General features: G+C 67.3%; 36 protein-coding genes. 17 read left to right on the top strand and 19 right to left on the bottom strand.

Translation table 11 applies throughout. The features are described 5' to 3' along the window. From QZ500_RS05755 to QZ500_RS05700, 12 genes are all read right to left on the bottom strand, one after another. The coding region (locus QZ500_RS05755) for a hypothetical protein (RefSeq protein ID WP_295852050.1) at nt 1-1397 on the bottom strand (1397 nt) is incomplete at its 3' end. 7 nt (nt 1398-1404) lie between these two features. Continuing rightward, nucleotides 1405-1752 carry a DUF1799 domain-containing protein gene (locus QZ500_RS05750; RefSeq protein WP_295852047.1) on the bottom strand — a complete coding sequence of 116 codons (348 nt, stop codon included), beginning with the start codon at nt 1750-1752 and terminating at the stop codon, nt 1405-1407. A gap of 68 nt (nt 1753-1820) precedes the next feature. Further along, nucleotides 1821-2144: a hypothetical protein gene (locus QZ500_RS05745; protein ID WP_295852044.1), complete on the bottom strand. Its 324-nt coding sequence runs from the start codon at nt 2142-2144 to the stop codon at nt 1821-1823. A 75-nt stretch (nt 2145-2219) separates the two neighbouring features. Beyond that, on the bottom strand, nt 2220-3155 hold the full coding sequence (locus QZ500_RS05740) for a phage tail tube protein (protein ID WP_295852041.1): 936 nt from the start codon (nt 3153-3155) through the stop codon (nt 2220-2222). A 48-nt stretch (nt 3156-3203) separates the two neighbouring features. Beyond that, nucleotides 3204-3695, bottom strand: coding sequence for a hypothetical protein (locus QZ500_RS05735; RefSeq protein ID WP_295852038.1), 492 nt, complete (start codon nt 3693-3695; stop codon nt 3204-3206). 11 nt (nt 3696-3706) lie between these two features. Continuing rightward, nucleotides 3707-4144, bottom strand: a complete 438-nt coding sequence (locus QZ500_RS05730; protein ID WP_295852037.1) for a hypothetical protein — start codon at nt 4142-4144, stop codon at nt 3707-3709. Further along, on the bottom strand, nt 4141-4476 hold the full coding sequence (locus QZ500_RS05725) for a hypothetical protein (RefSeq protein ID WP_295852034.1): 336 nt from the start codon (nt 4474-4476) through the stop codon (nt 4141-4143). Before QZ500_RS05725 ends, QZ500_RS05730 begins: the two co-directional genes overlap by 4 nt. Before the next feature lie 4 nt (nt 4477-4480). Beyond that, nucleotides 4481-5494: a major capsid protein gene (locus tag QZ500_RS05720; protein ID WP_295852032.1), complete on the bottom strand. Its 1014-nt coding sequence runs from the start codon at nt 5492-5494 to the stop codon at nt 4481-4483. A gap of 42 nt (nt 5495-5536) precedes the next feature. Beyond that, on the bottom strand, nt 5537-5923 hold the full coding sequence (locus QZ500_RS05715; protein WP_295852029.1) for a head decoration protein: 387 nt from the start codon (nt 5921-5923) through the stop codon (nt 5537-5539). A gap of 40 nt (nt 5924-5963) precedes the next feature. After that, entirely contained in the window at nt 5964-7334 is a 1371-nt protein-coding gene (locus tag QZ500_RS05710; protein ID WP_295852025.1) for a S49 family peptidase, read from the bottom strand. Further along, the gene (locus QZ500_RS05705; protein WP_295852022.1) at nt 7331-8944 is read right to left on the bottom strand and encodes a phage portal protein; all 1614 of its coding nucleotides are present in this window, start codon (nt 8942-8944) and stop codon (nt 7331-7333) included. The genes QZ500_RS05710 and QZ500_RS05705 overlap by 4 nt, the downstream gene beginning before the upstream one ends. Before the next feature lie 10 nt (nt 8945-8954). Beyond that, nucleotides 8955-9188, bottom strand: coding sequence for a hypothetical protein (locus QZ500_RS05700; protein WP_295852019.1), 234 nt, complete (start codon nt 9186-9188; stop codon nt 8955-8957). A gap of 128 nt (nt 9189-9316) precedes the next feature. On the opposite strand from QZ500_RS05700, the gene QZ500_RS05695 reads away from it, so the two are divergent. Then, the gene (locus QZ500_RS05695; protein WP_295852017.1) at nt 9317-9565 is read left to right on the top strand and encodes a hypothetical protein; all 249 of its coding nucleotides are present in this window, start codon (nt 9317-9319) and stop codon (nt 9563-9565) included. 25 nt (nt 9566-9590) lie between these two features. Here the strand turns inward: QZ500_RS05695 and QZ500_RS05690 are convergent, their stop codons facing one another. From QZ500_RS05690 to QZ500_RS05660, 7 genes are all read right to left on the bottom strand, one after another. Then, nucleotides 9591-9902, bottom strand: a complete 312-nt coding sequence (locus tag QZ500_RS05690) for a Mor transcription activator family protein (protein ID WP_295852013.1) — start codon at nt 9900-9902, stop codon at nt 9591-9593. Between the two features lie 3 nt (nt 9903-9905). Next, the gene (locus tag QZ500_RS05685) at nt 9906-11957 is read right to left on the bottom strand and encodes a terminase gpA endonuclease subunit (RefSeq protein ID WP_295852010.1); all 2052 of its coding nucleotides are present in this window, start codon (nt 11955-11957) and stop codon (nt 9906-9908) included. Nucleotides 11958-11962: 5 nt separating this feature from the next. Further along, a complete protein-coding gene (locus QZ500_RS05680; RefSeq protein ID WP_295852006.1) occupies nt 11963-12526 on the bottom strand; it encodes a hypothetical protein in 564 nt (187 codons plus the stop codon). A 112-nt stretch (nt 12527-12638) separates the two neighbouring features. Continuing rightward, nucleotides 12639-13313 carry a hypothetical protein gene (locus tag QZ500_RS05675; protein WP_295852002.1) on the bottom strand — a complete coding sequence of 225 codons (675 nt, stop codon included), beginning with the start codon at nt 13311-13313 and terminating at the stop codon, nt 12639-12641. Further along, on the bottom strand, nt 13258-14334 hold the full coding sequence (locus QZ500_RS05670; RefSeq protein ID WP_295851999.1) for a DUF1376 domain-containing protein: 1077 nt from the start codon (nt 14332-14334) through the stop codon (nt 13258-13260). Before QZ500_RS05670 ends, QZ500_RS05675 begins: the two co-directional genes overlap by 56 nt. Nucleotides 14335-14338: 4 nt before the next feature. Next, nucleotides 14339-15121 (bottom strand): hypothetical protein, encoded by a 783-nt coding sequence (locus tag QZ500_RS05665; protein WP_295851996.1) that lies wholly within the window; start codon nt 15119-15121, stop codon nt 14339-14341. After that, nucleotides 15121-15663, bottom strand: coding sequence for a phage regulatory CII family protein (locus tag QZ500_RS05660; protein WP_295851994.1), 543 nt, complete (start codon nt 15661-15663; stop codon nt 15121-15123). Before QZ500_RS05660 ends, QZ500_RS05665 begins: the two co-directional genes overlap by 1 nt. On the opposite strand from QZ500_RS05660, the gene QZ500_RS05655 reads away from it, so the two are divergent. From QZ500_RS05655 to QZ500_RS05580, 16 genes are all read left to right on the top strand, one after another. Further along, nucleotides 15662-16258, top strand: coding sequence for a hypothetical protein (locus QZ500_RS05655; RefSeq protein ID WP_295851987.1), 597 nt, complete (start codon nt 15662-15664; stop codon nt 16256-16258). The genes QZ500_RS05660 and QZ500_RS05655 overlap by 2 nt on opposite strands. A 212-nt stretch (nt 16259-16470) precedes the next feature. Next, the gene (locus tag QZ500_RS05650) at nt 16471-17040 is read left to right on the top strand and encodes a hypothetical protein (RefSeq protein WP_295851985.1); all 570 of its coding nucleotides are present in this window, start codon (nt 16471-16473) and stop codon (nt 17038-17040) included. A 429-nt stretch (nt 17041-17469) separates the two neighbouring features. Further along, on the top strand, nt 17470-18243 hold the full coding sequence (locus QZ500_RS05645; RefSeq protein ID WP_295851981.1) for a S24 family peptidase: 774 nt from the start codon (nt 17470-17472) through the stop codon (nt 18241-18243). Nucleotides 18244-18312: 69 nt separating this feature from the next. After that, a complete protein-coding gene (locus QZ500_RS05640; protein WP_295851979.1) occupies nt 18313-18720 on the top strand; it encodes a hypothetical protein in 408 nt (135 codons plus the stop codon). After that, a complete protein-coding gene (locus QZ500_RS05635; protein ID WP_295851976.1) occupies nt 18707-19138 on the top strand; it encodes a helix-turn-helix transcriptional regulator in 432 nt (143 codons plus the stop codon). Before QZ500_RS05640 ends, QZ500_RS05635 begins: the two co-directional genes overlap by 14 nt. Beyond that, entirely contained in the window at nt 19135-19614 is a 480-nt protein-coding gene (locus tag QZ500_RS05630; protein ID WP_295851974.1) for a hypothetical protein, read from the top strand. Before QZ500_RS05635 ends, QZ500_RS05630 begins: the two co-directional genes overlap by 4 nt. 190 nt (nt 19615-19804) lie before the next feature. Further along, nucleotides 19805-20017 carry a hypothetical protein gene (locus tag QZ500_RS05625; protein ID WP_295851972.1) on the top strand — a complete coding sequence of 71 codons (213 nt, stop codon included), beginning with the start codon at nt 19805-19807 and terminating at the stop codon, nt 20015-20017. Continuing rightward, nucleotides 20014-20553, top strand: coding sequence for a hypothetical protein (locus QZ500_RS05620; protein WP_295851969.1), 540 nt, complete (start codon nt 20014-20016; stop codon nt 20551-20553). Before QZ500_RS05625 ends, QZ500_RS05620 begins: the two co-directional genes overlap by 4 nt. Continuing rightward, entirely contained in the window at nt 20550-20804 is a 255-nt protein-coding gene (locus tag QZ500_RS05615) for a hypothetical protein (protein ID WP_295851967.1), read from the top strand. Before QZ500_RS05620 ends, QZ500_RS05615 begins: the two co-directional genes overlap by 4 nt. Next, nucleotides 20804-21448, top strand: a complete 645-nt coding sequence (locus QZ500_RS05610) for a hypothetical protein (RefSeq protein ID WP_295851964.1) — start codon at nt 20804-20806, stop codon at nt 21446-21448. Before QZ500_RS05615 ends, QZ500_RS05610 begins: the two co-directional genes overlap by 1 nt. Then, nucleotides 21448-21717 (top strand): hypothetical protein, encoded by a 270-nt coding sequence (locus tag QZ500_RS05605; RefSeq protein WP_295851961.1) that lies wholly within the window; start codon nt 21448-21450, stop codon nt 21715-21717. The genes QZ500_RS05610 and QZ500_RS05605 overlap by 1 nt, the downstream gene beginning before the upstream one ends. A 21-nt stretch (nt 21718-21738) precedes the next feature. Next, nucleotides 21739-22143, top strand: coding sequence for a hypothetical protein (locus QZ500_RS05600; protein ID WP_295851958.1), 405 nt, complete (start codon nt 21739-21741; stop codon nt 22141-22143). Between the two features lie 29 nt (nt 22144-22172). Then, nucleotides 22173-22868 (top strand): hypothetical protein, encoded by a 696-nt coding sequence (locus tag QZ500_RS05595; RefSeq protein WP_295851956.1) that lies wholly within the window; start codon nt 22173-22175, stop codon nt 22866-22868. After that, the gene (locus QZ500_RS05590) at nt 22865-23137 is read left to right on the top strand and encodes a hypothetical protein (RefSeq protein ID WP_295851954.1); all 273 of its coding nucleotides are present in this window, start codon (nt 22865-22867) and stop codon (nt 23135-23137) included. The genes QZ500_RS05595 and QZ500_RS05590 overlap by 4 nt, the downstream gene beginning before the upstream one ends. Further along, the gene (locus QZ500_RS05585) at nt 23134-23502 is read left to right on the top strand and encodes a hypothetical protein (protein ID WP_295851951.1); all 369 of its coding nucleotides are present in this window, start codon (nt 23134-23136) and stop codon (nt 23500-23502) included. The genes QZ500_RS05590 and QZ500_RS05585 overlap by 4 nt, the downstream gene beginning before the upstream one ends. Then, nucleotides 23499-23972, top strand: coding sequence for a hypothetical protein (locus QZ500_RS05580; protein WP_295851949.1), 474 nt, complete (start codon nt 23499-23501; stop codon nt 23970-23972). The genes QZ500_RS05585 and QZ500_RS05580 overlap by 4 nt, the downstream gene beginning before the upstream one ends. Nucleotides 23973-23982: the final 10 nt, after the last annotated feature.

Raw genomic sequence — 23982 nt, 5'->3', positions numbered from 1 at the left:
CCCGCCGGCTGCGCCGGCCTGCTGCTGCTCGTGCGCCACCGCACGCCCGCCGCCTCGATCTCGCCCAGCGCGCCCCGCTTGCGCGCCGACTGCAGGTCCGCCACGGTTTCCTTGGCAGCGAGCTGCTGGATCTTGTCCAGCCCGTCGATGGCCGCCGTCATCGCGCCGATGGCATCGGCCGCGCCGTCGGCGCCCTTCTTGTTCTTGTCGAGCACGTTGGTGAAGTCGAGCGACTTCTTGGCGGCGTCGCCGCTCGACTGGGCCGCGCTCACGTTCTTCGCAAGGGTCTCGCGGAAGCGTTCGCCCAGCAGCTTCTCGTTCCAGATCTTCGCCACGTCGGCGCTGACATCGACCGCCACTGCCTTGATGCCGGCGGCGCCCGCCTTCATCGCCGACCAGGCGCCGCTGAAGTCTCCGGAAGCCGCCTTCGCCGCCGCCTCGCCGATGCTGGTGAACGCGGTCACCGAGTTGGCGACGAGCCCGGCCACCACCGTGCCCACGATGCGCAGCATGCCGATCAGCCCCTGGCCGACGTCGATCAGGTAGGTGAAGCCGGTGATCGCGTTGCGGGTCCAGGTGGCGATGGTGCCGTCTTTCGACAGGCGCCGGATCTCTTCGCGCAGGCCGCCGGTGCCGTTGGTCACATCCATGAACGAGGTCAGGGCCTGGTCCAGCGCGGGGATCATCCCCATCGCCAGCTCCTTTTTCCAGGCGTCGCCGCTCGCGTTCAGCCGGGTGAGGTTGTCGTCAAAGTTGGCAGCGGCCGCCGCCTGCTCGCCCGTCACCTTCGCCTGCAGATCGCCGACGGTGGCCAAGTCATTCAGGAAGGGCACCATCTTCGCGCCCTCTTTCCCGTAGAGGGCCATGGCGACGGCCGACTTGCCGGCGCCGTCGGCGAAGCCGCTCATCTGCTTGGCGACGAGCATCATCTGCTCTTCGGGCTTCAACTGCTTGAAGCTGTCGAAGTTGATGCCGAGGGTTTCCAGGGCCTTGCCGGTGCCCTTGGATTCCTCGGTAGCGCCGGCCATGTTCTTGGCCAGCTTGTTCATCGCGCCGCCGATCTGCTCGGCGCTCATGTTGTTGAACTTGCCGACGGCCGCCAGACCGGTCAGGGCCTCGACCGTCGCGCCGGTTTCCTGCCGCAGATCGTCGAGCGCGGCGCCGGTCTCGATCGCGCCACCGATCAGCCCCTTGAATGCGCTGAGCGTGAAGCCGGCGGCCAGGCCACCCGCAATGGCGCCGGCCACGCCGAGCACCCTGCCCTTCATGCCTTCGAAGCTGTCCTGCACGCCCCGGGCCAGAGCAGTCGCACGCTGCTGCGCCTCGTCGGCGCCACCCTTGAACTGGGTGGAGTCGAGTGCGAGCTTGACGACGAGGGAACCGAGGGAGTCGGCCATGGCGGTATCAGGAGGTGGGCGACGTTGTCTCTGCATCGGCGGCCAGCACGGCCCGCTCTATCAGCTGCAGGTCGGCCCATCGGGCCGGCCAGTCGGCGCGCGGCAGGCGCGCCAGGCGGAAGTGGGACTCGATGCCCGGGTAGTGGAGCGAGATGCGCCGCAGTTCGATGTGATTGGCGGTCTGGATCGGCAGGTAGGTCCACTGGGTCTGCACCGTCAGGTACAGCAGCCACGTGTCCCAGTTGTCTGCCCAGACGCCGTACACCTCCGTCGCATCCTTCGCGGCCTGCAGCCGCTGCTCCGCCGCCTCGATCACCTCGTCCGGCGCACCCATGGCGCGGAGCCCTGCGATCACGTTGGTATCGACACCGAACACCGGTGCGGGTGCCTCGCGAACGCCGGCCCAGTGCCGGGCCGCCCCGATCAGTTTTTTTCTTTCGCCCCGGTGTTGGCCTTCCAGAAGGCGATGGCCGCCTCGCGCACGGCGCCGGTCATGCTCAGCAGGGCCTCGAGGTTCTCGGGCGTGAAGGGAACCTCGTTGCGCTGGTCGTCCTTCATCTTCCAGCCGACCAGGCGGTCGCGCACCAGGTCGACGTGCTTCATCTCCAGCAGGCGCTCGCGATCCGATTCCTCGGCACGCTTGAATTCGCCGATGAATGATTCCTGCTTCCAGGCGCCGCCCTTCTGCTTGACGTTGACGGTGACGGTTTCCTCGAAGGTTTCGGTGGGTGCGAGGTTGAAGGCCATGGTGGATCCGGTGGTGGGTGAAAGGTGGTGGGACCAGTGGCGCAGGCAGGTAGCGCCCGCCTGCGGCCGGGCTGATTACTTAAGCGTGATGACCAGTTCGTCGTTGCCGGCGACCGGCTGCATGCTGAAACCGGCGGCCAGCATCGCGACGCCGTTGTCGTCCGACAGGCTCGGTTCGCCGGTGAACTGCACGGCCGGCGCGTCGATCTGGACGATGTTTCCGGCGCCGACGCCGTGGACGAGTTGCAGGGCGCCCTTGGCACCGGTGCGCACCGTCTCGGCCCAGTTCTTGACCGCGACGCTGGTGAGCTCCATCGTCACGTTGCCGGCGGGCTTGCGGTCCGCGCTGTAGGCGCCGCCGCAGTTGACGAGGTCGCGCCACACGAGGGAGTTGGCGATGTCGAAGGTGAACTGCGAGACGCAGGCGTTGACGCCGTGGATCGACAGGGTCGGCGTGGTCAGCCGGCCGACGGTCTGAGGCTGGATGAATTTGCTGTAGTCGGTGCCGGACGGCAGGGGCGCGTCGGTCGGAATGCTGTACTCGCCGACGAAGCGGAACTTCATCACCGGGATGCTCTTGGGGTTCATCTCGAACGAGACGGTGCCCTTGCTGTTGAGCATCTTGAAGAGCACGCCATCGATGTAGCCGTACAGGCACAGCAGCGGCTCGCCCGAGCTGACCGGCGCGTAGGCGACGCTGGTCGTGGCGACGATGGTCTGCGAGAACCCGCAGGCCTTCAGCAGCGGGCCCCAGGCGGGCGCGGTGCCGGGCGTACCCGAGCTGGCAAGCTCGACTTCGAACTCGAATTCGCGGTGAACACCCACCGCCAGGGAGCCGAAGTTGCCCTTGTAGCCCTGGGTCAGGTTGCGCTCGACGAATTCGGCACTGATCGGCTTGGGCATCAGCGCGCGGCACTGGATCGCGTTGGCTGCGCCGGTCGGAAGCGGGTCGGTATCGACCGCCGTCTGCACTGCGGCGAGCAGCACCATGTTCTTCATGCTCTTGGCCATGATGGTCGTGTCCTCGGATGGGTCAGGTGGGTGGGCGGCGCCGGGCGGTCAGGCGGCAGCGGCCGGGGTGTCGGGGCGGCGCACGCCGTCGGCGCCGATGACGTAGTCGCCGCCCAGGCCGTGAAACTCGTCCTGCGGGAGAACGGTGGCCTGCGGTGCTTCGGGGCGTGCGACCGTGGACGGCGCGGTGGTGCCGGGGCGCTGCGGCTCGACGGCCGGTGCCGCCTCTGCGACTACCGGGTCAGCGTCGGGATGCAGAAGCACGACGGGCAGCGCCGTCTCGGCACCGGTGGCGGGCATGCTGGCCCGAAGCTGCTCGCTTGGGCCGGGCGCATGGGCCAGCGTTTCAACAACGCCCAGGACCGGAGACGCCGGATCGGCCACGACCGGCTCGGCGTCGACGGTGCCCGCGGGCGCTTCGCCCGCCGGCTCGGCAGTCGTGGCCCGCGTAGAGGTAGACGATGCGGCGAAGCCACCACCGCCGGAGGCGAGCGAGGCGGCGGCCATGAGGACGCGGACGGCGTAGAGACGGTTTTTCACGATGGGGTCCTTCAGAAGATGGAGGCGGCGGGCGTGCGGTGGCGCACGAGCAGCAGCAGGCCGGCGCAGCCGGCGGGTAGGTCTGCGGAATCGATGTCCCAGGCGATCTGCTGGATCTCGCTGTCGCGGGCCAGGCCGCCGAGTTGCGGGTCAGCGGCGAGCCGGTCGTGCACAGCCAGAAGCAGGGGATCTACGAGGGCCTCGCCAGCGGCGGAGCCAGGCGCGGCGGCGTAGCACTCGACCAGGACTTGTGTCGCCCATTCCACGGGTGCAAACGCCATCCGACCGCTCTCTGCGGTGCTGCCGCGCAGACGTACGACGACTGCCGACGGCACGCCCTGCGGGATTGGCCGGCCGCGTGCACGATCCACGTGGGCCGCGACTGGCACAGCGCCGCCGAGCATGGCGACGATGCCGGCCGCCAGCCGCTGGAAGCCGGTGGCGCTCACGGTGCGAGCTCCAACAGCAGCACGATCAGGCCGCCGTCAGGACGGGCCTCCCGGACGATGTAGCGGCCGCGGTCTTCCAGTGCGGCGGTAGCGTCGATCACAACGACAAGACCGTAGGGCTGCACCGGCACTACGGCGCGCTGCACAGTGAGCGCCGGCGCGGTCGAAGCCATTCCGTAATCGCCAACGTTGGCCTGGGCATATTCACGGTCGAAGATGCCGCCGACCGACGGCGCACCAGCGATGGAGGCGGTGCAGTTGGCGAGGACGCCGATGACGCCCGCATCCACGGACGCCTCGACGGCGGCGACGGGCGCGAGCACCAGCGACATGGCGTCAGCGCACCGTGGCCGACATTGCGGCGTTGACGCGATAAGGCACCGGCAGAGGAGCCGACTGCAGGAGCAGCAGGCGTACGGCAGGGTCCTTCTCCACCCACGACTTGGAGTAGTAAGGCACGGCCTGGAAGCCAGCTTCCTCGTCGCGGATCGCGCCGTACGCGCGGGTGCCCTCCAGGTCCGGGCCGGTGACGATCACCGTGTAGTCCGGCAGGAACGGCACAGTGTTGCCGGTTTCCGGGTCTTCGTACCAGCCGGCGTAGACCCAGATGTCCAGGTCGCCAATGTTGCCCATGTACCGGCCGCCCTCGCCCGTTACCGTAGGGTTCAACTGGTCGTTGCCGCGGAAGCGGTCCAGCAGCTTGATCACGTCGGCGTTCGCGCTGAACAGCCGCCATGCCTTCACGTCCATGACGATGGTGTTGGCAGTGGAGCCGGAATGCTGGGTTACCAGCATCGACCAGGCCTGCACGTCCTCGAGCGGCTTCACGTTGGCCTCACCCCAGCGGGCTGCGTTCGCCAGCTGTACCGACAGATCGGCGTGCCGGCCGAAGTCCACTACGGTCGTCGGGTACTGGTCGCCGCTCACGGTTATGCGGCCGGTTCGCAGTGCCTCGATCGCCATCACCTCCTGCCGCCGGGCCAGCATTCCCAGCTGGTCCTCGAGTTCGGTCGCCAGCAGCACCTGGATGCGCTGTGCCGGATTCAGCTCGCCGCCGATGCGCTCGCCGATGGCGCGGCGGAAGGGCCGGCTCGAATCGAAGACGCGCTTGTCCTTCACGTAGGCTGGCTTGAAGGACTTCGTGTTGTAGCCGAGCGACTCGACCATCTTGCCGGCCACGATTGGCGCGACGAAAGGCGAAAGGCGGCGCTTGCCGTTCTGCAGGTCGAAGTGGATCTCCTCGCTCGTCTCGGTCTGCACGGCCGGGAAGAACGAATTGAGGAAGAAGGGCGCGGGCGGGGCCAGCTCGGCGACCACGCGAGCCAGCACGCCGGGGGAGAAGATGTCCATGGGAAAGCTCCTGGGAATGGGGTGTGGAAAGGCAGCGCCGTGTCAGGCCGGAACGGACGGCAGCAACTGGATGCCCTTGACGCGCAGGCCCTCGCGCACGCTCGCCACCGTGTGGCCGGCGCCGAAGGTGATGGCGTTGGCGTTGAAGTCGCCGCGGGAATAAGCCATCGCCTGGCGATCGCCTGCCGTCGCATCGACCGGCTCGCCGAGGACCAGGTCGGGTACCTCGCTGCCGTCGTTGGCCGCGGAGGCGCTGACCTTGTATTTGCCGCCGACGGTCAGCTTGCCGAGCAGCGCGCCTTCGGGGTAGACGGCGCCGGCCAACAGCGTGACGACGCGGCCGACCAGCAGATGGGCGTTGCCGGCGACGAGCTGCACGCCTGCGGAATTGCCTTCGTCGGTGACGCCGGCGCGATAAGTGGTCGACATGTCGATCTCCTAGGGTGGTCTGGTGGGAGCGCGAGCGCGCTCAGCGGCCGCCGCGGAACAGGGTGAGGATTCCGGCCGCGGCTGCGGCCTCCTGCGCCTGCGGCGTGTCGGCGCCGGCGTCGACACCGGACACTGCGGGGTTCGGCACCGCGCCCATTGCGGCTGCAAATGCGTTGGCTGCGGGAGTGGAGGCAGCAGCCGGCGTTGCGGGCGACGCCGCCAAGATCGCGCCGGCCTGCTCTACCGACAGGCCGGTGCTGACGCACTGGATGGCAAGCGCGGTGCGTCCGGTGGCCGCCTCGTGCGCGAAGATGCCCGACGCGCGCTCGCGTTCGGCCTGCACGCCGGCGGCATGGCCTTCGGTACGGGCACGCTCGACGTGCTCCTGGGTGAGGGCCGGCGCGGTGGCCGGTGCGTTTGAGGCGGCCGGTTGACCGCCTGGGGTTATGCCAGACATGGATGCTCCTTCGTTGGCGGTGAATCGGGCGGTCGGCCCGGCGGGGAACGACCGCGCACGGAGCGCGGCCAGTTCGGTGATCAGCTGGTCGGTGGTGGCGATGCGATCGGCCAGACGCGCGCCGACGCCGGCGACGCCCTGGAAACACCGGGCTTGGGTGCGGCGGATCGCATCGGCGGTGATGCCGCGGTTGCGCTCTACGGCGGAGACGAACATGCCCATGAGCGAGTCGATCTCGGCCTGGAAGTCGGCGCGCACAGCCGAGGGCAGCGGCTCGAAGGGATTGCCGTCGACCTTGTGGTCGCCGGCGTAGATGTGTGTGATCGCAATGCCGTCGTTTGCCAGAGCACGCGACAGGTCCACGTGCCGCATCACGACGCCGATGGAGCCGGCGTAGCCGGTGGCGGTGGCGACCACCTCGTCGGCGGCACTGGCGCCCAGGTAGGCAGCCGAAGCGGCCATGCCGTCGCAGATGGCGACCAGCGGCTTCTTGCCGCGCAGACCGAAGACCCGGTCTGCGTACTCGAAGGCGCCCTGCGCTTCACCGCCTGGGCTGTCGTAGACCTGCAGCACGGCGTGGACCTCGGAATCGTCCATCGCGTCTTCGAGGTCAGCGGCCAGGTCGTTGTAGCCGAGCAGGAAGCTGCTGTCGGCCATCAGGAACTGCGATCGGTGGACAAGCGCCCCCGAAATGTTGAGCACGGCGACGCCGTCGACGATCCGGTAGCCGCGCTCGGCCTGCTCGCCACGGCGGGTCGAGAACATTCCAGGTCGGACGGGCTGGTCGCCCTGCCCCGCCGCGGTCGCGGCGAGCGCAGCGACGGCCTGTTCGATCGAGGCTCCGAGCAGCCGCGAGCCGAGGCCCGCGACGATCGCGTCGAGCTTCTGCGGATGGATGAGCAGCGGCGTGTTGAAGACGCGGGCGGCCAAGTGGGGATAGCGGGTCGTGCTCATGCGGTCTGGCCTTCGTCCTCGTCTTCATCGTCGGTCTCGTCGTCCGCGCGCGCCGGCCGCTCGGGCACGATCTGTATGGGCGACAGCGGGGGCAGCCCACGCTCGGCGCGCATGCGCGCCTCCAGCTGCTGCTGGTCGAGCACCTCTTCGTAGTCGAGGCCCTGCTCGGCGCACTCCATCTCCAGGGTGGAGATGCCCTTTTCCATGCGCAGCGCCGACGCCTGGGCCTCCTTGACGGGATCTACCCAGCCCCGGCCGCCGAAAATGAAGCGAGCCCGGCAGTAGGCATAGCGGTTGGCGTAGAAACCGGGCGCATCGATGGCGCCGGAGTTCACGGCCTCCTCGAGCCACAGCTCGTAGATGGAGCGCAGCCAGTAGTCGGAGAGCCAGCGGCGACGGCCGTGGAAGTAGCGCCAGGCTTCGAGCAGCGCGGCGCGGGCGCTGCTGTAGTTGGTCCTGCTGAAATCCTTCATCAGCAGCTCGTAAGGCATGTTCATGCCCGCCGCGATGCGCCGCTCCACGTTGACCATGAAGGCGTCGAATGCCTGATTCGGCCGCCCCGGCGTGAAGCTGCTCATCTTGGCGCCCGCCGGCAGCGGAATGACGGCGGCGCCCTTCAGCTGCCGGATGTTGCGGGCCTGGCCGACCGACTGTGCCCACGAGGCACGGGGGTCCTGCCCGAACAATGTGGCCGCAGATTCCTGGTCCAGGTCGGACTCCAGGAAGGCGGCGACAAGCGAGTTTGCGAGGCTGGCCTGCAGTTCGTTCTCGGCGTACTTGCCCGCCATGCGGAACTCGCGCATCACGGCGGACACGATCGGTTTTCCGCGCGATTGTCCGGAGCGTTCTTTGTCGTGCAGGTGCAGCACGCGCGCGCGGCCCCAAGTGGTGAAGGCGGGGATGCGCTCCCACTCCAGCGCCATTCCAGCGCCCGCGCCGAACAGGCCGATGCGGTCGCCGGGATGACGCTTGAGCACGTGGTACGCCACCGGCGCACCGTAGGCGTCCATTTCCACACCACCGCGGATGTCTTCGCGGTGCTCCAGCGGCAGTGGCGTGCACAGGCGATCGGATTCGACCACCATCAGCCGAGTGTTCCAGCGAAGTCCGGGCCGCGGTAGCCAGAGCGGCAGCGCGACCGCGTCGCCGTTCGTCATCGCCCCACCGAGCGCCTGGAGCGTCAGGCCCAGCAGCGTGAGCGACCGGCCTGCGTCGCATTCGGTCGTCTCCGCCCAGGAACGGAAATGTGCCTCGACGTTGTTGCCCCACTCCCGGGCGTATTCGCGAGTCCAGCCCAGCATGCGGTAGTCCGGCGTGGCGGCGAGACGCAGCACCGCGCCGACGATGTTGTCGCGCAGCGTCTGCTGGCCGCCAGCCATCAGCCCGTTGTTGCGGGCCAGGTCTCGCGACCGCGCAGTCAGGGTGCCGAGATCGGGCAGCAGGTCCGCATCGGCACTGGCTGCGAGCGGGTTCCAGTCCAGCATCGCAAGGTCATTTCCCGCAGCGCCGCTGTGAGAAGCCATCGACGCGCCCGACGCGCCGGTGCCGGTACCCGCGGAGGGATACGCGACGGGCTGGCGACGGGCGAGGCGTTGGGTGCGGCGGCTCATGTCTTGCCAGTCACACCAGATAGATCGGCGCACGCGCCGTGGCCGAAGTACCGGCCCGGCGGTCGATCTCCAGCGTCACCGCTTGGATCTCCTTGCGGATCTCGCTGGTCTGCTGCTGGAACGATGCCGTGCGACCGTTGAAACCGACACTGGTCGGCGTGGTCAGCCGAGCCTGCAGCGATGCGCTTAACTGGTCGCGCGTGGCGACGAGCTGCTCATCCGTGAAGTGGCTGTAGATCGACATGACCGGCAGAATGCCGGCGCGAGATGCGAACAGTCCATGCGAACACTTCTCTATTTCTGTTCGCCCTTAAACTCAGTTCTTGAGTGACCCCGCTAATCGCTCTTCTACCCACCCTTTCAACATACTTTATGAAAAAAGCTTTATTGGTCTCGGCTTGTTTATCGATGGTTGCGAATATCGCTTTTGCACAAAAGTGCCAATCGACTGTGGACCCCAGTTGGAATACCAACCCAAACAAAAAGGGAACGGCCTGTCACGCCCAGGTTGCCAAAGTGCGACAGCTTGAATTTCATCCAAATTTTGAATGCGATAAATCAATCCGCGAACGCTGGGAACGCGAGATGGCGGTCGCTATGAAAATGAAGTGCGCCACCTGACCAATCAGATCGAATCTAGTGCCGATCACGTTCTTCGCTGCGCATCTTTGACGATTTGCTGAACGTAGCGAACAGTCACACCGAGATCTAAAGCAAGAGCTCGCGTATTAGTGCCGTCGAACCTACGGGCGACCTCTTCTCTTACGCGCTGCCGGTCGGCACCGACACGCCTGGGCACATAAAGGTAGGAGCCGCCGAGACGCAACATCAATCGGTCCACGAGCGCGCGGCTCAGATCATCTCCGCTCGCCAAACCGAACGCCCGAGCAACGGCGGCCGCCTCTTCAAGCAGTATGCGAAGCGGGTCATGAGGGTCAGGTTTACGGGTCTGCGACATGAGTTAGATGGCGATTGGCGAGAAGAGAGCATCGTCCGCAGCGGATGTTGCGCGATGAGCGGAGGCCTTATGCAAATCGACCGCTTCAACTGAAGCGTGGTGTTGCGGATCGACTGGCAGCGCCAGGACAGAGAACAGATCGACCGGTGGCTGCACGCTGGCCTCCAGCTGCTGCCAACGCTGGTCGGTGAATTTGTGCAGGCCCTGCCCCATCGCGGCGTGCAGGGCGTAGTTGCGGTTGTCGAGCTGCTCGTTGCGCGGGCGGCGCTTGATCCAGCGGTAGGCGTCGCGGCCCGCCACCTTGGCGATCACGCGCTGCTCAGCGGTGAGCTGCTCGTAGAACTCGCGCGGCAGTTCGTCGCTGAAGTGGACGTAGCCGGGTCCGGCCTGCTCGATCGACAGCTGGCCGAGCAGCAGGTCTTTCGCAGCGTCTGTCCCGACCCGCCAGAGCTTGATGCCGCGCAGCAGCTTCCGGCCCCGCCAGTTGATCTCCTGCAGGCTGCTCGGCCCGACGATCGGCACGTTGTCGTTGCCGTCGCCCTTGATGGCACGTAGGTTCGGCAGGATGTGCTGGGCCTTCGCAACCCAGTTGTAGACGGCCTGCGTCTGGTCCGACGAGTCGACGCTGGTGGCGCTGATGCCGAGCGTCAGCCCGCCGGGCCAAGCCTGCGGATACCGGCGCTGCAGCCAGAGGGTGACGGCGTCCCATTCGTCGTCGACGGCAGGGTTGCCCTCGATCACATGGGCTTCAACGACCCAGGACTCCATGCCGCGGCCCCAACCGTAGACGGTGATCTCCCAGCGGTTGCGCTGCACGTCGACGCCGGCGGTCAGGTAGAGGCAGCCACGCTGGATGGTGCAGAGCTTGTAGGGCTCGGCCCGCGCCTGCAGCGCATGCTCGTCGGTGCGCTCGCCGGCGAGCTCCCACGTCTCGCCGAGCGTCTCGTTCACGAACAACTGCATCGGGCCGACGTCGCCCTTCTCGAGGGCGATCAGGGCATTCTCGAACTCGGTGACGATGTCGGCCCAGCTGCGCTGCGGGCTGTAGGCCGTCCAGATGTGCACGCCCAGGCTTCGGGGCGGATTGCAGGGCATGCCGGCGCTGTCGCGCCAGACACGGTCGGCGCCGTACCGCTTGCCGGTGCGCTCGCAGATCCACGTCCCGCCCACCGGCACCCCGCCGGGCAGGTAGTCGGCCTGGGTGGTGCTCTTGCGGCAGTGCGGACACACGTGGTGCACCGTGTCGGGCTGGCCGCGCGTCCACTTGAAGCCGTGCGCGAGCCTCTTGCCGCCCCACATCAGCGGATGATCGGCGCCGCAGTGCGGACATTCGACGTGGAACCGGACCAGCCCCTCGGCCTCGGTGACGGCATCCTCAATGTGGCACAGCCCCTTCAGCAGCGGCGTCGAGCCGCAGACGAGCTTCGGGTACGGCGCGCCTTCGAGCCGCCCCTTCGCCAGACCGCGCGGCGGGCCCGCCTTCTCGACGCTGCGGTCGAACTTGCTGATCTCGTCAAGGATCGACACCGCGACGGTGATGCGCCGGAAGGCGCGGGCAGCCTTGCCGCCCAGCAGGTGCAGGGCGCTATCGCGGAACGGCTTGTACTTGATCGTCTCGTCGTGCGCGCCCCTACCGCGGCGGCGCGCCTTGTTGACCGCCGGCACGCCGGTCAGCGGGTCCAGCAGCGGATCGATCTCGCTCTTGACGTAGCTGTCGCGGTCGTCGTCGGTCGGCTGCCAGATCGCCTGCTTGCGCCGGCGGTGGGCGATGTTGTAGGTGATGTACGCCGTCACCATCTTCGTGTAGCCGACGCGCTTGGCCTTAATGACATCGAGCTCTTCGATCCGGTCGTCGCTCATGAAGTCGAGCACTCCGACCTGGAAGGCCCAGGCTTCCCATGCGCCTTTCTGATGGCTGCTTTCGCCGGCGAGCTTGAAGTTCTCGCGCGCCCAGTCGCCCAGGCGCTGCGGCGGCTCGGCGCGCAGGCTCTCCAACCCGAGGCGCACCGCGGCCTTGATGGCGGCGGCTGTCTCGGCGTGCAGGACGGGCGGCATGCGGCTCACGCGGGGAAGCCCTCCGCGAGGTAGTCGTCCTCGGCCGACGGCTCGGCGTCGTCGGCGGCGCGCGCGAGCATCTCGTCGACGGCGTCGGAGACCAGTTTCTCGGTTGAGCGAATCCACTCGTTCCGGGCAGAGGCAATCACCTGCAGCACTGTCGTCTTCGCTTCGTCGGGCAGTTCCGGGCAGGCCTTGCGCAGCGCGCCCTCCAGCTGGTCGAAGCGATCGACGACTGCGCTGGCGGCCTGGCCGAGCACATCGGCCAGCAGGCCGACCGGCGCGAACTCCCTACGGGCGACGGCGTTCTTGATGGCCTGGCCCTCGCGCTGCTCACGGGCGAGCGCGGCGCGCTCCTGGACCAGATCGAGCCCGCCGGTTTCGCCGAGGCGGCCGGCGGCTTGGTCGCGTAGCCGTTCGCAGTAAGCGCACAGCCACTCGATCGCCGTCTCGCCGCGGGTGAGCACGCCGTCGGCCACCAACTGGCTGACGCGCGCCTCGCTCACGCCGATCAGCTGCGCGAACTCCGACTGCGAAATCGACTGCTCCAGCAGAGGGATGACCTTCACTTAACCCCCTTAGGGACCATGCGAAACAGTCCGAGAGGGCGGTTCGAATTACCCGCACTGGACCCCCCTGGGAGGGACCCGCGACCCGTGGCGCCCCTGCAACGGTCTGGGGTCATGCCGACGCCCTCCCCGACTGGCGGGCCGCCGCGAGGATGCCCGCCACCTGGTGCCGGATGTGCGCAGGCGGAGGCCCGACGCGCCGCTGATCCTGAATGCGCATCGCAGGCGCAGGCACGGCCTCACCCCAGCCGGCCTGCAGCTCTCGCTGCATCGTCCATTCCCACCGGCGCCGGTAGTCCGCAAACCGTCCGGTGCGCACCTCATGCGACATCACGCACGCGGCCCGGTACACCGCCGGATGCGTCCATTCGCCCACCCTGCCCTGCTCTCGGTCGGCCAGTCCGGTAGCCGCCTCCAGCCAGGCGATCTCGGGATCGAGGCACGGCCGGCAGAACTGGCGGAACTCGCCCAGCGTCGGCGCGAACTTGCGATCGGCGCACGCCCGCAGGCCGCGTCGCAGCTCGTGGTCATGCAGGTCCGCGAGCCGCTCGGCCCACTCCGCCTGTAGCGTCAGGGGATCGACCCCGGCGTACAGCACAGCCATCTTGCCGCCCAGCTGGGCCGACAGCCTGCCGAACACCGACGCGATCACCTCCTGCGGCGCAGGCATCAACGATGGATCGGACAGACGGCTCAGCACGCCATCCTGTCCAGCCCGCACGGGCAGGCGGTCAGGCGACGACGCGGGCATCGGCATCGACGAAAGGACGTCGGTCAGCTGCTGCATGGCTGGCTCCCAGGGTTGGATTGCTGATGGCTGCCAGGAAGCTGGCAGCAGGGGCGGCGCGACCGTGCACGGCACCCGGCGGCGGCGCGGGCGGCAGAGGGCCGACCCTGGCGGCATCCCGCCGGCGGCCCTCTGCCGTGCTCAGCGCGTAGGTAAAGCCCGCGCCTCGATCCGCGGCGGTGCGCGCGGCATCCTCCAGCTCGGGCACCGTCATCCCTGCAGCGAGCAGCGCGATCAAGCGCGGGTGCGATGGATTGGCATCCGGCAGCCCTGCCGCCCGCATCGCCCGGCACGCCTCGCCTGCGGGTGTGCTCGTGCGCTCGGGTGCGGGCGGGGGCACGGGTGCGGGCGGATGCGCCTGCGGGTGCGGGTGCGCGTCCTTCTCGGTGTCTGGCGTCTGGAGTCTGGTGTCTGTCTGGGGACGCGAGGGGGACGGTAGCGGCGACGTTCCCGGCGACGCTTCGGGGGACGGTGTCACCGTCGCCGATGGCGACACCGGCGACGCCTCGGGCGACGCTGCAGGCGACACCGGCGACGCTGCGCCGCCCGTGGTGACGCGCACCAGAGCATCCTGCAACTGGTCCATGCTGGCATTGCGCGGCAGCACCACGCCGCGCGCATCGAGCGCCGCGAACATCTCCCGGCGCCGAGCCTTGTGCCGCGCCGACCGGGTCAGCTCGCCGCCAGCCGGCCCCGGCGCGCCGCCCGACGAATCCGCATCATCGGCTGCGAGAGGCGAGCCGCTCGCGGCATCGGCTCGGCCGATCTCCGCGTCGCAGCGCTTCTGGTGCCAGCCATCATCCCGCAGGTCGAAGAACTCGCGCAGCACCGTCTCCACCGCCCGCCGCTGCGGCTTGCTCACCGCACGTGCCAGCCGGCATGCCTGCCGCAGGTCCGCCGGGATCGGCACCTCGCGCTTGTAATACTGGTCGAGCAGCCGGCGATAGGCGCAGTCCTCGTCCCAGCTCAGATGCTGGGTGTCGGCCGCGTAGTCGCCCATGTGGTGCTTGTAGAAGTTCACCGCGTCACACCCCCGCCGCTTCCCGGATGCGAAAGCGCATGCGCCGCGCCAGGTATTCCTCGGCGCCGGCCTGTTGCAGAACCCGCGCGGTGCTGATGCGCGGCTGATAGTTGGCCCGGCGGACGAACATCAGCACAGGCCGCACGTCCACGCCGCCCGGGCCGGATGCCGCCCAGATGCCGGGCGCGAGGTGGTCGCTGCGGGTACCGCCGCGCAGCCGGCCGAAGCTCACGAAATACCGCCGCCCTGCCTGCCGCTTCGTGCCGCGCTGCACGCGGGCGCGGCCCTTGTCGTTCATGTTGGACTTGTAGCCCTGCTCCCCGAACGCCTCGAAGTAGGCGAGCAGCTGCACGAGGAACGACCCGCGCAGGTTGCCCCGGCCGTCGTCGCTGCCCGGATAGGGTGTCGCAGGGATCGCCGTCTGATAGCCGCGCGGCAGGAGCCCCGCACGCTGCAGCGCCACCTCGCTGCGCTTGTCGCGCCGCCGGCCGCCCGCTTCCTGCGCGGCCAGGATCTGCTGCGGGTCGATACCCTTGAGCCGCTGGTACGTCGGCAGGATCTCGACGACCAGCTTGTCGGGCGTCGCCATGTCCACGTATGAGCTCTTCTGGATGTAAGGCGTCGCACGATCGAACACGCTGCCCAGCTCGGTCTGCATCGCGCGCCGCACATGAAAGCCCGTGTCGTTCAGCGCCTTGGCGAACGCGCCGCGCGCCTCCGCACCGCTCAGGCGCCGCAACGCCGTCTGCACCTTCTCCAGCCCCTGAAACGTCGGCGTGATCTGCATCACCCCTCCGCCGGCGGCTCGGGCCGCATGCGGCCGCGCAGGGCCGACAGCATGTCGTTGGCCGCTGCGATCAGGTCGCCGGCGTATTCGGTGCAGCGCCGCATGTCGTTACGCGACGGTGGGATGCCGCGCAGGCTGCGCAGCATCGCCTCGCCAGTCTGCTCCATGAACAGGCCGAACTTGCCCTGCAGCTGCACCGTCGCCTCGACCGGATCGCCGCCGGCCTGGTCGGGCATCGCCTTCGTGCAGGTGTAGCCCAAGCGCGCGGCGAAGGCGTGCAGCATGCGCGCGTCACCCGCCAGGTGCGCCAGGCTGACCGCCTCCGCATACGACAGGTGGTGCGTCGTGTTGTGCGGGTTGACCTTATGCGTCAGCGTGCCCGCCGGAATGCCCAGCCGAGCCGCGATCGCCGACACGCCGCCCGGGTAGCCGTGCGCCGTCTGGTAGGCGGCATCTTCCGGCGTCAGGCTGTCGGGACTGTCGGCCGGGAGCCCCTCGGCGACATGGTCAAGACTGCGCGGGAGCGAGATAGTTGCTCGCATGGATCACACCCCTAGGAGGAAAGACGAAAGCGCCGATGCGGCGACGCTGGAAGACAGCTTGCAGCGCTGGCGATACTGCTGCAGAGCTCACGTATGGGCCACCTGCAGCGCTTCGGAATTGATAGCAACAACTGCCCACCCAACGGGCGCATACAGAGGAAAGAATCCGGAAATGGACAGACCGAACACCACAGCCACCGCCGAGGAACGCCTCGACGCGATGGAATTTTTCGTGGGACAGCTGCTGATCGCTCTGGAAGCCGAGAGCGAGTCCCAGCGCGCACGGCTGGCGCGGCTGGAGAGCGTGATCGATGCAATGCTTCCCGGGACGTTGGCCCGGCTCACGGCGCAGGAAGCGGCGGACGGGGAGGACACGCCCTTCACGGTGGAGTCTTTCGGGCGCTGGATGCAGATCTGCATCGGGCGCATGCGGGCACACGGTTCGGCGAGTGCGCGGCAGATGGTGGCGATCGGCGAACTCACGACGCGCATCCTGGACGAGGCAGATGGCCCGACCGCGGCACAGGAGCCTGCAATCGGTCGAGACGCGCTTGCTGCGCTGGCGAAAGCGAAGCGCCCGCCTTCACCAGGCTGAGCAGCGCGAGGCGTTCACGCTCGGCGCGGAATATCGCGGCGCGCACCCTGCGCATCGGCTGGCCGATGGCGGCCGACAGGGCGCGAAGATTGGAGCCGGTGAAGGCGCGGTGGATATCCGCGGTGTCGAGGTCAGGCATGGACCACCTCAGTCACTTCAAATTTGATAGCTAAAAGCGTCCTGGTGACGCCCGCAACCGAGCAGAAGAAGCAATGAAACAACTGCCCAATAACGAATTTCTCGACCGCGACCTGCAGTTGAGGGTTCTGCGCTACTTGGCAGCGGCGCGGCCTGACGGCACCTACGAATTCGATCAAGAGATCGAAGGGGTCGACGACGTAATCGACGACTCGTCCGGGCCGCTGGACCAGAATGCCAGCCTGATTAACACCGTGATCTACCTCGCTGAGCACGGTCTCGTGCGCAGCGGACTCAACCGACAGGACTACATCGGCGGTGGATCCCGCTGGTACGCAGCAGACCGCACCGAGATCACGGCCAAAGGCCTCGACTTCCTGGCGGCCGATGGTGGACTCGGCGCCATCCTCGGCGTGGTCACCGTGCGCCTCGACGCCGAGCAGTGGGCCGAACACCTCGCCAGCCGCGTCGAAAAGATGGAAGGCGTCAGCCACGAGGAACGGTCCTCCATTGCAGCAACGATACGCAAGCTCCCAGCGAAGGCCATCGAAAAAGTGTCCGAAAAGATGCTGGATTGGGCGGTGGATCATGCGACGGACGCACTTCCACTGCTGCGTACGTTGTTAGCCCAGGTCGCTGCGTAAGACGCTTCTCCATGCGCACGTACCCGATCACCGGGCCGTCCTCGTCCTTGCCGTCCGCGACGAGCGCAATCCACAACGACTCTTCGTTGCTGGCGAGGTCGACCATTAAGGCCAGCGCGCCGGAATGCAGCACGACCGCGCGGATATGCATCGGCAAAGGGAAGACGAGCGACTCAGGCATGGGCCGCCTCCGACGCTGCGTAAGAGGCGTGAGTGCCAGCCGGCGCCAATTGGGCAGCAGTGCCTTTCGTTGGCGCCGGGAGCGCAAGAGGCTTGACGTTTGCTTTGTGGAACGCTCGCAAACGCTCGCCCAAGGAATGCCGCGGGTCAGTCGTTTGGCCCGTCGCAAGCTCGCTGATGGTGGCCTGCCCACAGCCGCATTGCAGCGCGACCTGCGATCTGCTGAATCCGGCCTCTCGGAGTTCGGCGATGAGTAATTTCCAGTCCATCCGCAAAGAATATCGGAATGCCGATTTCATAGCAAGTGGTTTGCCGATATCGGAATTCCGTACTGTGCGCGATATGGAAAAGAGCAGAGATAGGACGGACTTTGGAGAGCGTCTCGCGCAGGCGCGCGTTCACGCCGGCCTGACCCAGACCACTCTGGCGAAAAAAGTTGGGATATCCCAAAGTACGATTGCCGGCCTTGAGCGGGAAGGCAAAGGCTCTTCGCGCACGACTCAACTCGCCGCGGCTCTTTGCGTCAATGCACAGTGGCTTGCGACCGGCGCCGGCAACATGCTCGACACTGCGTCGGCCCGTCCTGCTGATGCGATCGTCATGAACCCCTCCAAAGTTCGGCATGTATACGTCGTAGGGAGAGGAAACGGCGGCGCGATGCCTGAGCGCATCTGGACGGACGGCGACTACCCCGTGGGGGCAACCGATGCCTGCGCCGAAATTGCCACGAACGACGCCGAGGCCTTTCTTGTGGAGGTGCAGGGCACTTCCATGGTCAATCGCTACCACCCCGGCGAATTTGCACTCGTCGAGCCTGGTACTGAGCCAGAATTGGAGGACGACGTCCTGGTCCGACTTGCCACCGGCGAGACGATGATCAAGCGCCTGCTATCGCGACGCGCCGGATGGCGCTTCGGCAGCTACAACAATCAGGAAACCCTGCACTTCTCCGTCGATGAAGTGTCATGGGTCTACTACGTCGCCCACCCAGTGCCGCGGCGAAAGATCAAGTCCAGGTGCTGAGTGATGTCGAGCCGTACGACTGAGCCGCGTGTTCGCTTTAACCCCTACAATTAACCCATAGGTTAAGCCTTGCAGGTCAAGCAATTTTTCGATGATCGGTACCAGATCGTGGCCTGCATGGATGGTGATGCATGCCCGGCAGAGGAATTTTTGCTGGCTGGAGAGGCAAATACCAGAGCATCGAGAACCGGCCTTATCGAGATGCTGGCGCACGTTGCCGAACACGGACTTGCGGAAACCCCTGCCAAGTGGACCCACCCCGCCAACAAGGAACAAGGAATCGATGAATTCATCAAAGGCGACCTCCGCCTCATGTTCTTCAAGGGCAACGGCCGCCAGATCGTCGTGTGTACTGTCGGCGGCATGAAGAAGGGGCAGAAGGCTGACAAGCAGCTGGTCAGCCAGTCGGCAAAGTTGAAAGATGCCTACGAGGCAGCAGGTACGAACATCGAGGTGATCACAGATGAAGATGCTTAAATCCATCAAACGATTTATTGAAGAAGCGAAGCTCACCGATGGCTACTGGGTCGAGAAGGCCAAGCTCGACTTTTCGACAGCGCTCGAGCAACGACGCCGCGCCAGCGGCATGAGCTACAAAGACGTGGCAGACAAGATCGGCGTCAGCCAGCCCTACGTCAGCAAGGTCTTCAGAGGCGACAGCAACGTCACGATCGAATCAATGGTCAAGCTTGCCCGTGCAACCGGCAGCCAACTCGATATCCGCCTCATCGACACCAGCGTTGCCGCGAGTGTTCATTTCTGGAAAGACTCCAGCCGACTAAGAGTGGGCCCTCGCAGAACTGTCTCGGGCGCGAGCGAAACCGTGGTATCAGCCGATCTCCCCGCAGCGAACACTCACAACTGGCTGGCCCCGTGCGAACGTCTCGCGGCATGAGCAATCCCAACGACCACCCCATTCATCTGGGGCACCTGTTTTTCACGCGTGTCAGGGTAGAAGCCATCGGAGAACACGAGCCGACGGATGAACCCGTCGATATGAAGCCGCAGAACAGCATCAACGTGCGCCAGGACTTGACGGACAAATGTGTATACCAGGCGGTGATGCACTCTGTATGTAATCTCGAGGGCGACGCTGCCATGCCCTACCTCATCGACGTCGAAGCAGTCGCCATGCTTCACGCCAGTGAGGACCTTTCTCCGGAAGAGGCCAAACGTGGGATCACCATCACGGCCCACAGTGTGCTTTTCGGAGCGATACGCGAGGCCGTCATGTGGCTCACCTCGCGACAGCCCTACGGCCCGGTGATGTTTGGATTGTCGGTACTGACCCCTCGAACCCGGCCGAGCAGTGATGGGGCTGGAGATCCAGCCGCAACCGAGCCCAGCCAGTCAGCTGCGACTGTGCGCTAGAAAAACCGCATCGTCACCCAGCCCGCTTCGCGCGGGCTTTTTTTCGTCCTTCAGAAAGGTAAAGCATCGGTGAGCCGATAAAAATCGTGCCTTATCCATCGGCAAACCGTTGACATCAATATCGGCATGCCGATAATTGGTCCATCGCTGCATCCGCAGCGATGGACACCGGCACCAAAGCCGGCTGGAGATGGCTTTGAACAATTGCTCCCTGCGCAGCTATCGCGCACACCTCATCCCCGCCGGCGTCCTGCCGGAGCACGTTGAAACCCTTGCCGCAGCCGGCGGCCTGAAGCAGCTGCGCCTCAAGGCGTCCCGCTGCGCCGACGCCATGGTCAAGGCCGGCGCCACCAGCGGGCTGCCGGTGCATTCGGTGGAGCGGGTGGAAGGCGGTGCCGCGTGAAGGTCCAGGCAGTGGGCGGGCACGCCTTCACCATCGACGCCGAGTGCGCTGCAGACCACGCCCTGTTGGACGCGCTGCACGCCTTGCGCACACTGGTCGTCGTCGACCATCGCTACGGGGCTGATTTGGGCGGCGGCGTGCGGGAGGTGACTGGTCTCCGCGTTGTCTGCAAGACCGGCGTCAGCCCTCTACGCGCCACCCAGGCGGGTTGCGAAGTAGTCCGCTCCGGCAGCCAATTCCTTCGCCTGATCTCGCGTAACGCGACAGAGCACGGGCATGTCGCTACCCCTGCCGTTGATCCACAACCGCAGGAAAAGCTCGCCTCCGGTTTCGTAGAGCTCAAGCGTGTGCTTCACGCCTTGGGTGTGGTAGTCGACGAGATCGAAGTCATGGTCGAGAAAGTGCAATGCACCCATGGCAAGGGCTCCTGTGTTGGCACTTCGCAGCATAGTCCCTCACTGCAGGCTGAAGAGCACGGCGATGAGGCCGACCTAGCCACACCCGCCGTCGGCAATCTTCAGGGGAGCGCTGCATGAAGCCCGCCTTCGACGTGATCCGCCTGGTCGCGGTCACCATGTTCCTCGGCCTGGCGATGCTGGTCCTGCAGTCGATGCTCGACGGCCAGCCCGACGAGCTGCAGGCCGAGCAGGACGTGCAGGACGAGGTCGCGGCCCAGGCCGCGGAGCGCATCGCCGCCGCGGGCCGGCCGCGCCACCCGTCGGCCGATCTGCCGGCGCGGCGCGCGCACCCATCCACCGTCGTGGCCGCCGCCGGGGAGCGCCGCTGATGGACGCCCGCGCCCTGCTGCAGCGTTTCTGTGCTCTGCCTTCGCGCGATCCGCGCGCGCACCTGCACACCCCGTGGCTGAACGGACCGTACGCCTACGCCAGCAACGGCCACTGGATGGCGCGCATGCCCGCAGCAAATGTCGGCGACTTTCCTGCGTTCGATCCTGACAAGCATCCGCGGATCGCAACGGCGCTGTTCGATGGCGCCGCTGGGCTCGTGCTCGGCGCCCTGCCGGCGCTGCCGCCTATCGAGCGCTGCCCGGAGTGCGATGGAACACTGAAGCGCGCCACGGCCGACTGCGCAAACTGCGAGGGTAGTGGCGTATTCATGCACGACGGCCATACCTACGACTGCAAGTCCTGCAACGGCGCCGGGCTCGTGCCGGCGATGGCCGGAGTGGACGGAGATACGGAGTGCGACATGTGCGCGCGGACCGGATACCAGATGGACGCAGTCACCCTGCCGATCGCGTGCGGTTCGCAGCGCTTCCAACCGGCCTATCTGGCCGCACTGGCCGATCTGCCGGGCATTCGGTTCGCCAATGGGATCGGTAACAACGCTGCTCGATTCGCTTTCGACGGCGGTGAGGGTCTGCTCATGCCTTGCGACGTGGTCGCAGCGCTCGACGGGATCCGCTACTGATGGGCCCGCTCACCACCCTGCTGATCGGCGTAGCCGTCATCGTCGCCCTTACCGGCGGCGCCGCCTTCGCCTGGGTCGCGCTGCTCGAGCACGCCGAGCGTCGCCGCTTCGCCGCCATGGCAGCCGCGGGCTTGCGCCCTGGCAGCCGCAGCCGGGGCGCCAGCAGCTGCCTGCCGGGCGTCGAGCGGCGGCGCGTGCGGGCTGCCCGACCGCTCGCCGCACCGACCGCCCCCGATTGGGACGCTACGACAGCGGCGCCCATCGACTGACCCGCCACCAGGAGCACCGCCATGTCCTGCACCGCCAAGGGCCTGTTTTTCCTGCAGCGCCAACGTCCGAAGGCCGGCCCCGGCCGTACCGGCGCCTTCGGCCTGCTGCTGCACGTCAACACCGACACCAGCACCGGCGCGCGAGAGGCTTACGCCGCGCTGTGGAAAGGCGCCGACGCCGAAGCCTTCTGGCGCGCCAACGAAGACCGCCTCACGCCCGGCCAGCCGCTGGAGCTGGAGCTGCGCGACCTGCGCGCCGGCCACACCGGCGACCGGCCCGGAAACATCGTCACCCACATCGCGGCCGAGATCGTCTCCTGCCGGCTGATGCCGCGCAGCACCGAAGTGCCACGCCCCGGCGCTGCGCCTGAAATCGCCACGAAATCCGCCGCCCGCGCAGACGCGGTGGGCGCACCTAGCTATTGAATCGATAGCACCCCATGAGCCCCGACCACATGACTAAACCCCAGCTTATCGCGCTCACCGGATTCGCCGGCACGGGCAAAGACACCGTCGCCGACCTGCTGGTCGCGCATTGCGGCTTCCGCAAGGTCGCCTTCGCCGATGCGCTGCGCGCCGAGGTGTCGGAAGCCTTCGGCGTGTCGCTCGACATGCTGACCGATCGTGATGGCAAGGAACGACCGTCCCCGCACATGGCGCTGGAGAACGCGCCGGTCGCCTTCCTCGGCTCCCTGCTGCTGGCCGGCGTGCTGCCCGGCCGCGGCACGCCGACCTTCGTCGAGGCGCTGGAGCAGCCGCGCAGCCCGCGCCAGATCCTGCAGTGGTGGGGCACCGAGTACCGCCGCGCCGGCGATTCGTCGTACTGGACGCGCGCCCTGGTGCAGCGCATGGGCTACTACCGCCAGGAGTTCGGCACGCAGCGGTTCGTGATCCCCGACTGCCGCTTCGGGAACGAAGCGGAGACGGTGCGCCGCCGCGCCGGCCGCATCTGGCAGATCAACCGCCCGGGCATCGGCGGCCAGAGCACGACCGAGGGCCAACACGCCAGCGCGACCGACGGCAGCGCCTTCGCGCCCGACTTGGTGATCAACAACTGCCACGACGTGCGGCACCTGGCGCAGATCGCGCTGGCCGAGGTGTGGGGCCAGGATTCGGGCCTGCGCGGCCTGCGCGTCGAGGTGCCGGCATGACGGCGCTCTACCTGCTCGCCAGCACCTTTGCGCTGGTGTTCGCGCTCGGCCTGCAGAGCCAGCTGGTGAACAACGGCCACTACCTGGGCGCCTTCGTCAACAGCGCCTGCATCGGCGCCTGCAATCTGGTGCTGTTCAAGCTCGCCCCCGACGCCAGCGGCGTCGAGATCGCGGCCTATCTGGCCGGCGGTCCCTTCGGGATCGTCGCCAGCATGGCCGTCTACCGCCACGGCCGGGCCCGCCGGTCGCAACCGAGGACCGCCCCATGACCGCCCGCCCCCAGACCTCCCTCGCCGCCGGCGCGCCCTGGCCGAAGACCGACAAGCCCGCCCGGCGCAACGGCCCGCGCGTGGACCTGACCCAGTTGAGCATCGTCAACGAGCCGCCGCCGATGGAGCGCTGTCGCAAGGGCCGCAAGTACGACGCCCTGTTCGACGAGCTGCAGCCCGACCGCCGCATCAAGTGCCCGCCGGACATGACCAACCCGGTGTCGAATGCACTGCGCACCTGGCTGAAGGACAAGAAGATCGCCGGCCGCGTGCTGAGCCGCAAGCACTGCCCGGACGGATTCGGCGGTGTGTGGTGGGTGCAGGACCGGCCGGGCGCGGCGCCGCGCAAGGCAGGCCGGCCATGAACCGCGCCCAACGCCGTGCATCGCACTACAAGCGCGCCCAGCGTCGCGGCCAGTACCAGCCGCCGCAGGAACTGGACCCGCTGCGCCTGCTCGACCGCTGCCGCCCCTACGCCGACGGCGACACGACCGTCGAGCACCTGAAGACCCGCGCCGCCTACGAGCGGCTGCTCGACGGCACCGCCAGCACCGACGACTTCGACCGGGTCGGCATGGCCTTGAACATCGCCAAGGTCCGCGCGATCGCGATCGACGAGACGCTGGCGGACCTGATCGAGCGCGCCCAGGACGCCATGAACGCCTGCGCGGCTCGGTACGACACCCGCGGCCGCTTCGGCTTCGACGGCCCGGGCCTGCAGGTGATGGCGGCCGCGATGGAAGCGCACGAGGCAATCACAGACGCCAGCAGTCCGCAGCAGATGGTGCAGGCGCTGCGCGAGGTGGTGAAGCAGATCGAGGGGGCGGTGCGATGAATGGAGTTAC

Source organism: uncultured Xylophilus sp., assembly GCA_913776965.1.
Lineage (GTDB): Bacteria > Pseudomonadota > Gammaproteobacteria > Burkholderiales > Burkholderiaceae_C > Xylophilus.
Note: the sequence above shows the minus strand (reverse complement) of the source record. Positions and strands in the feature narration are given on the sequence as shown.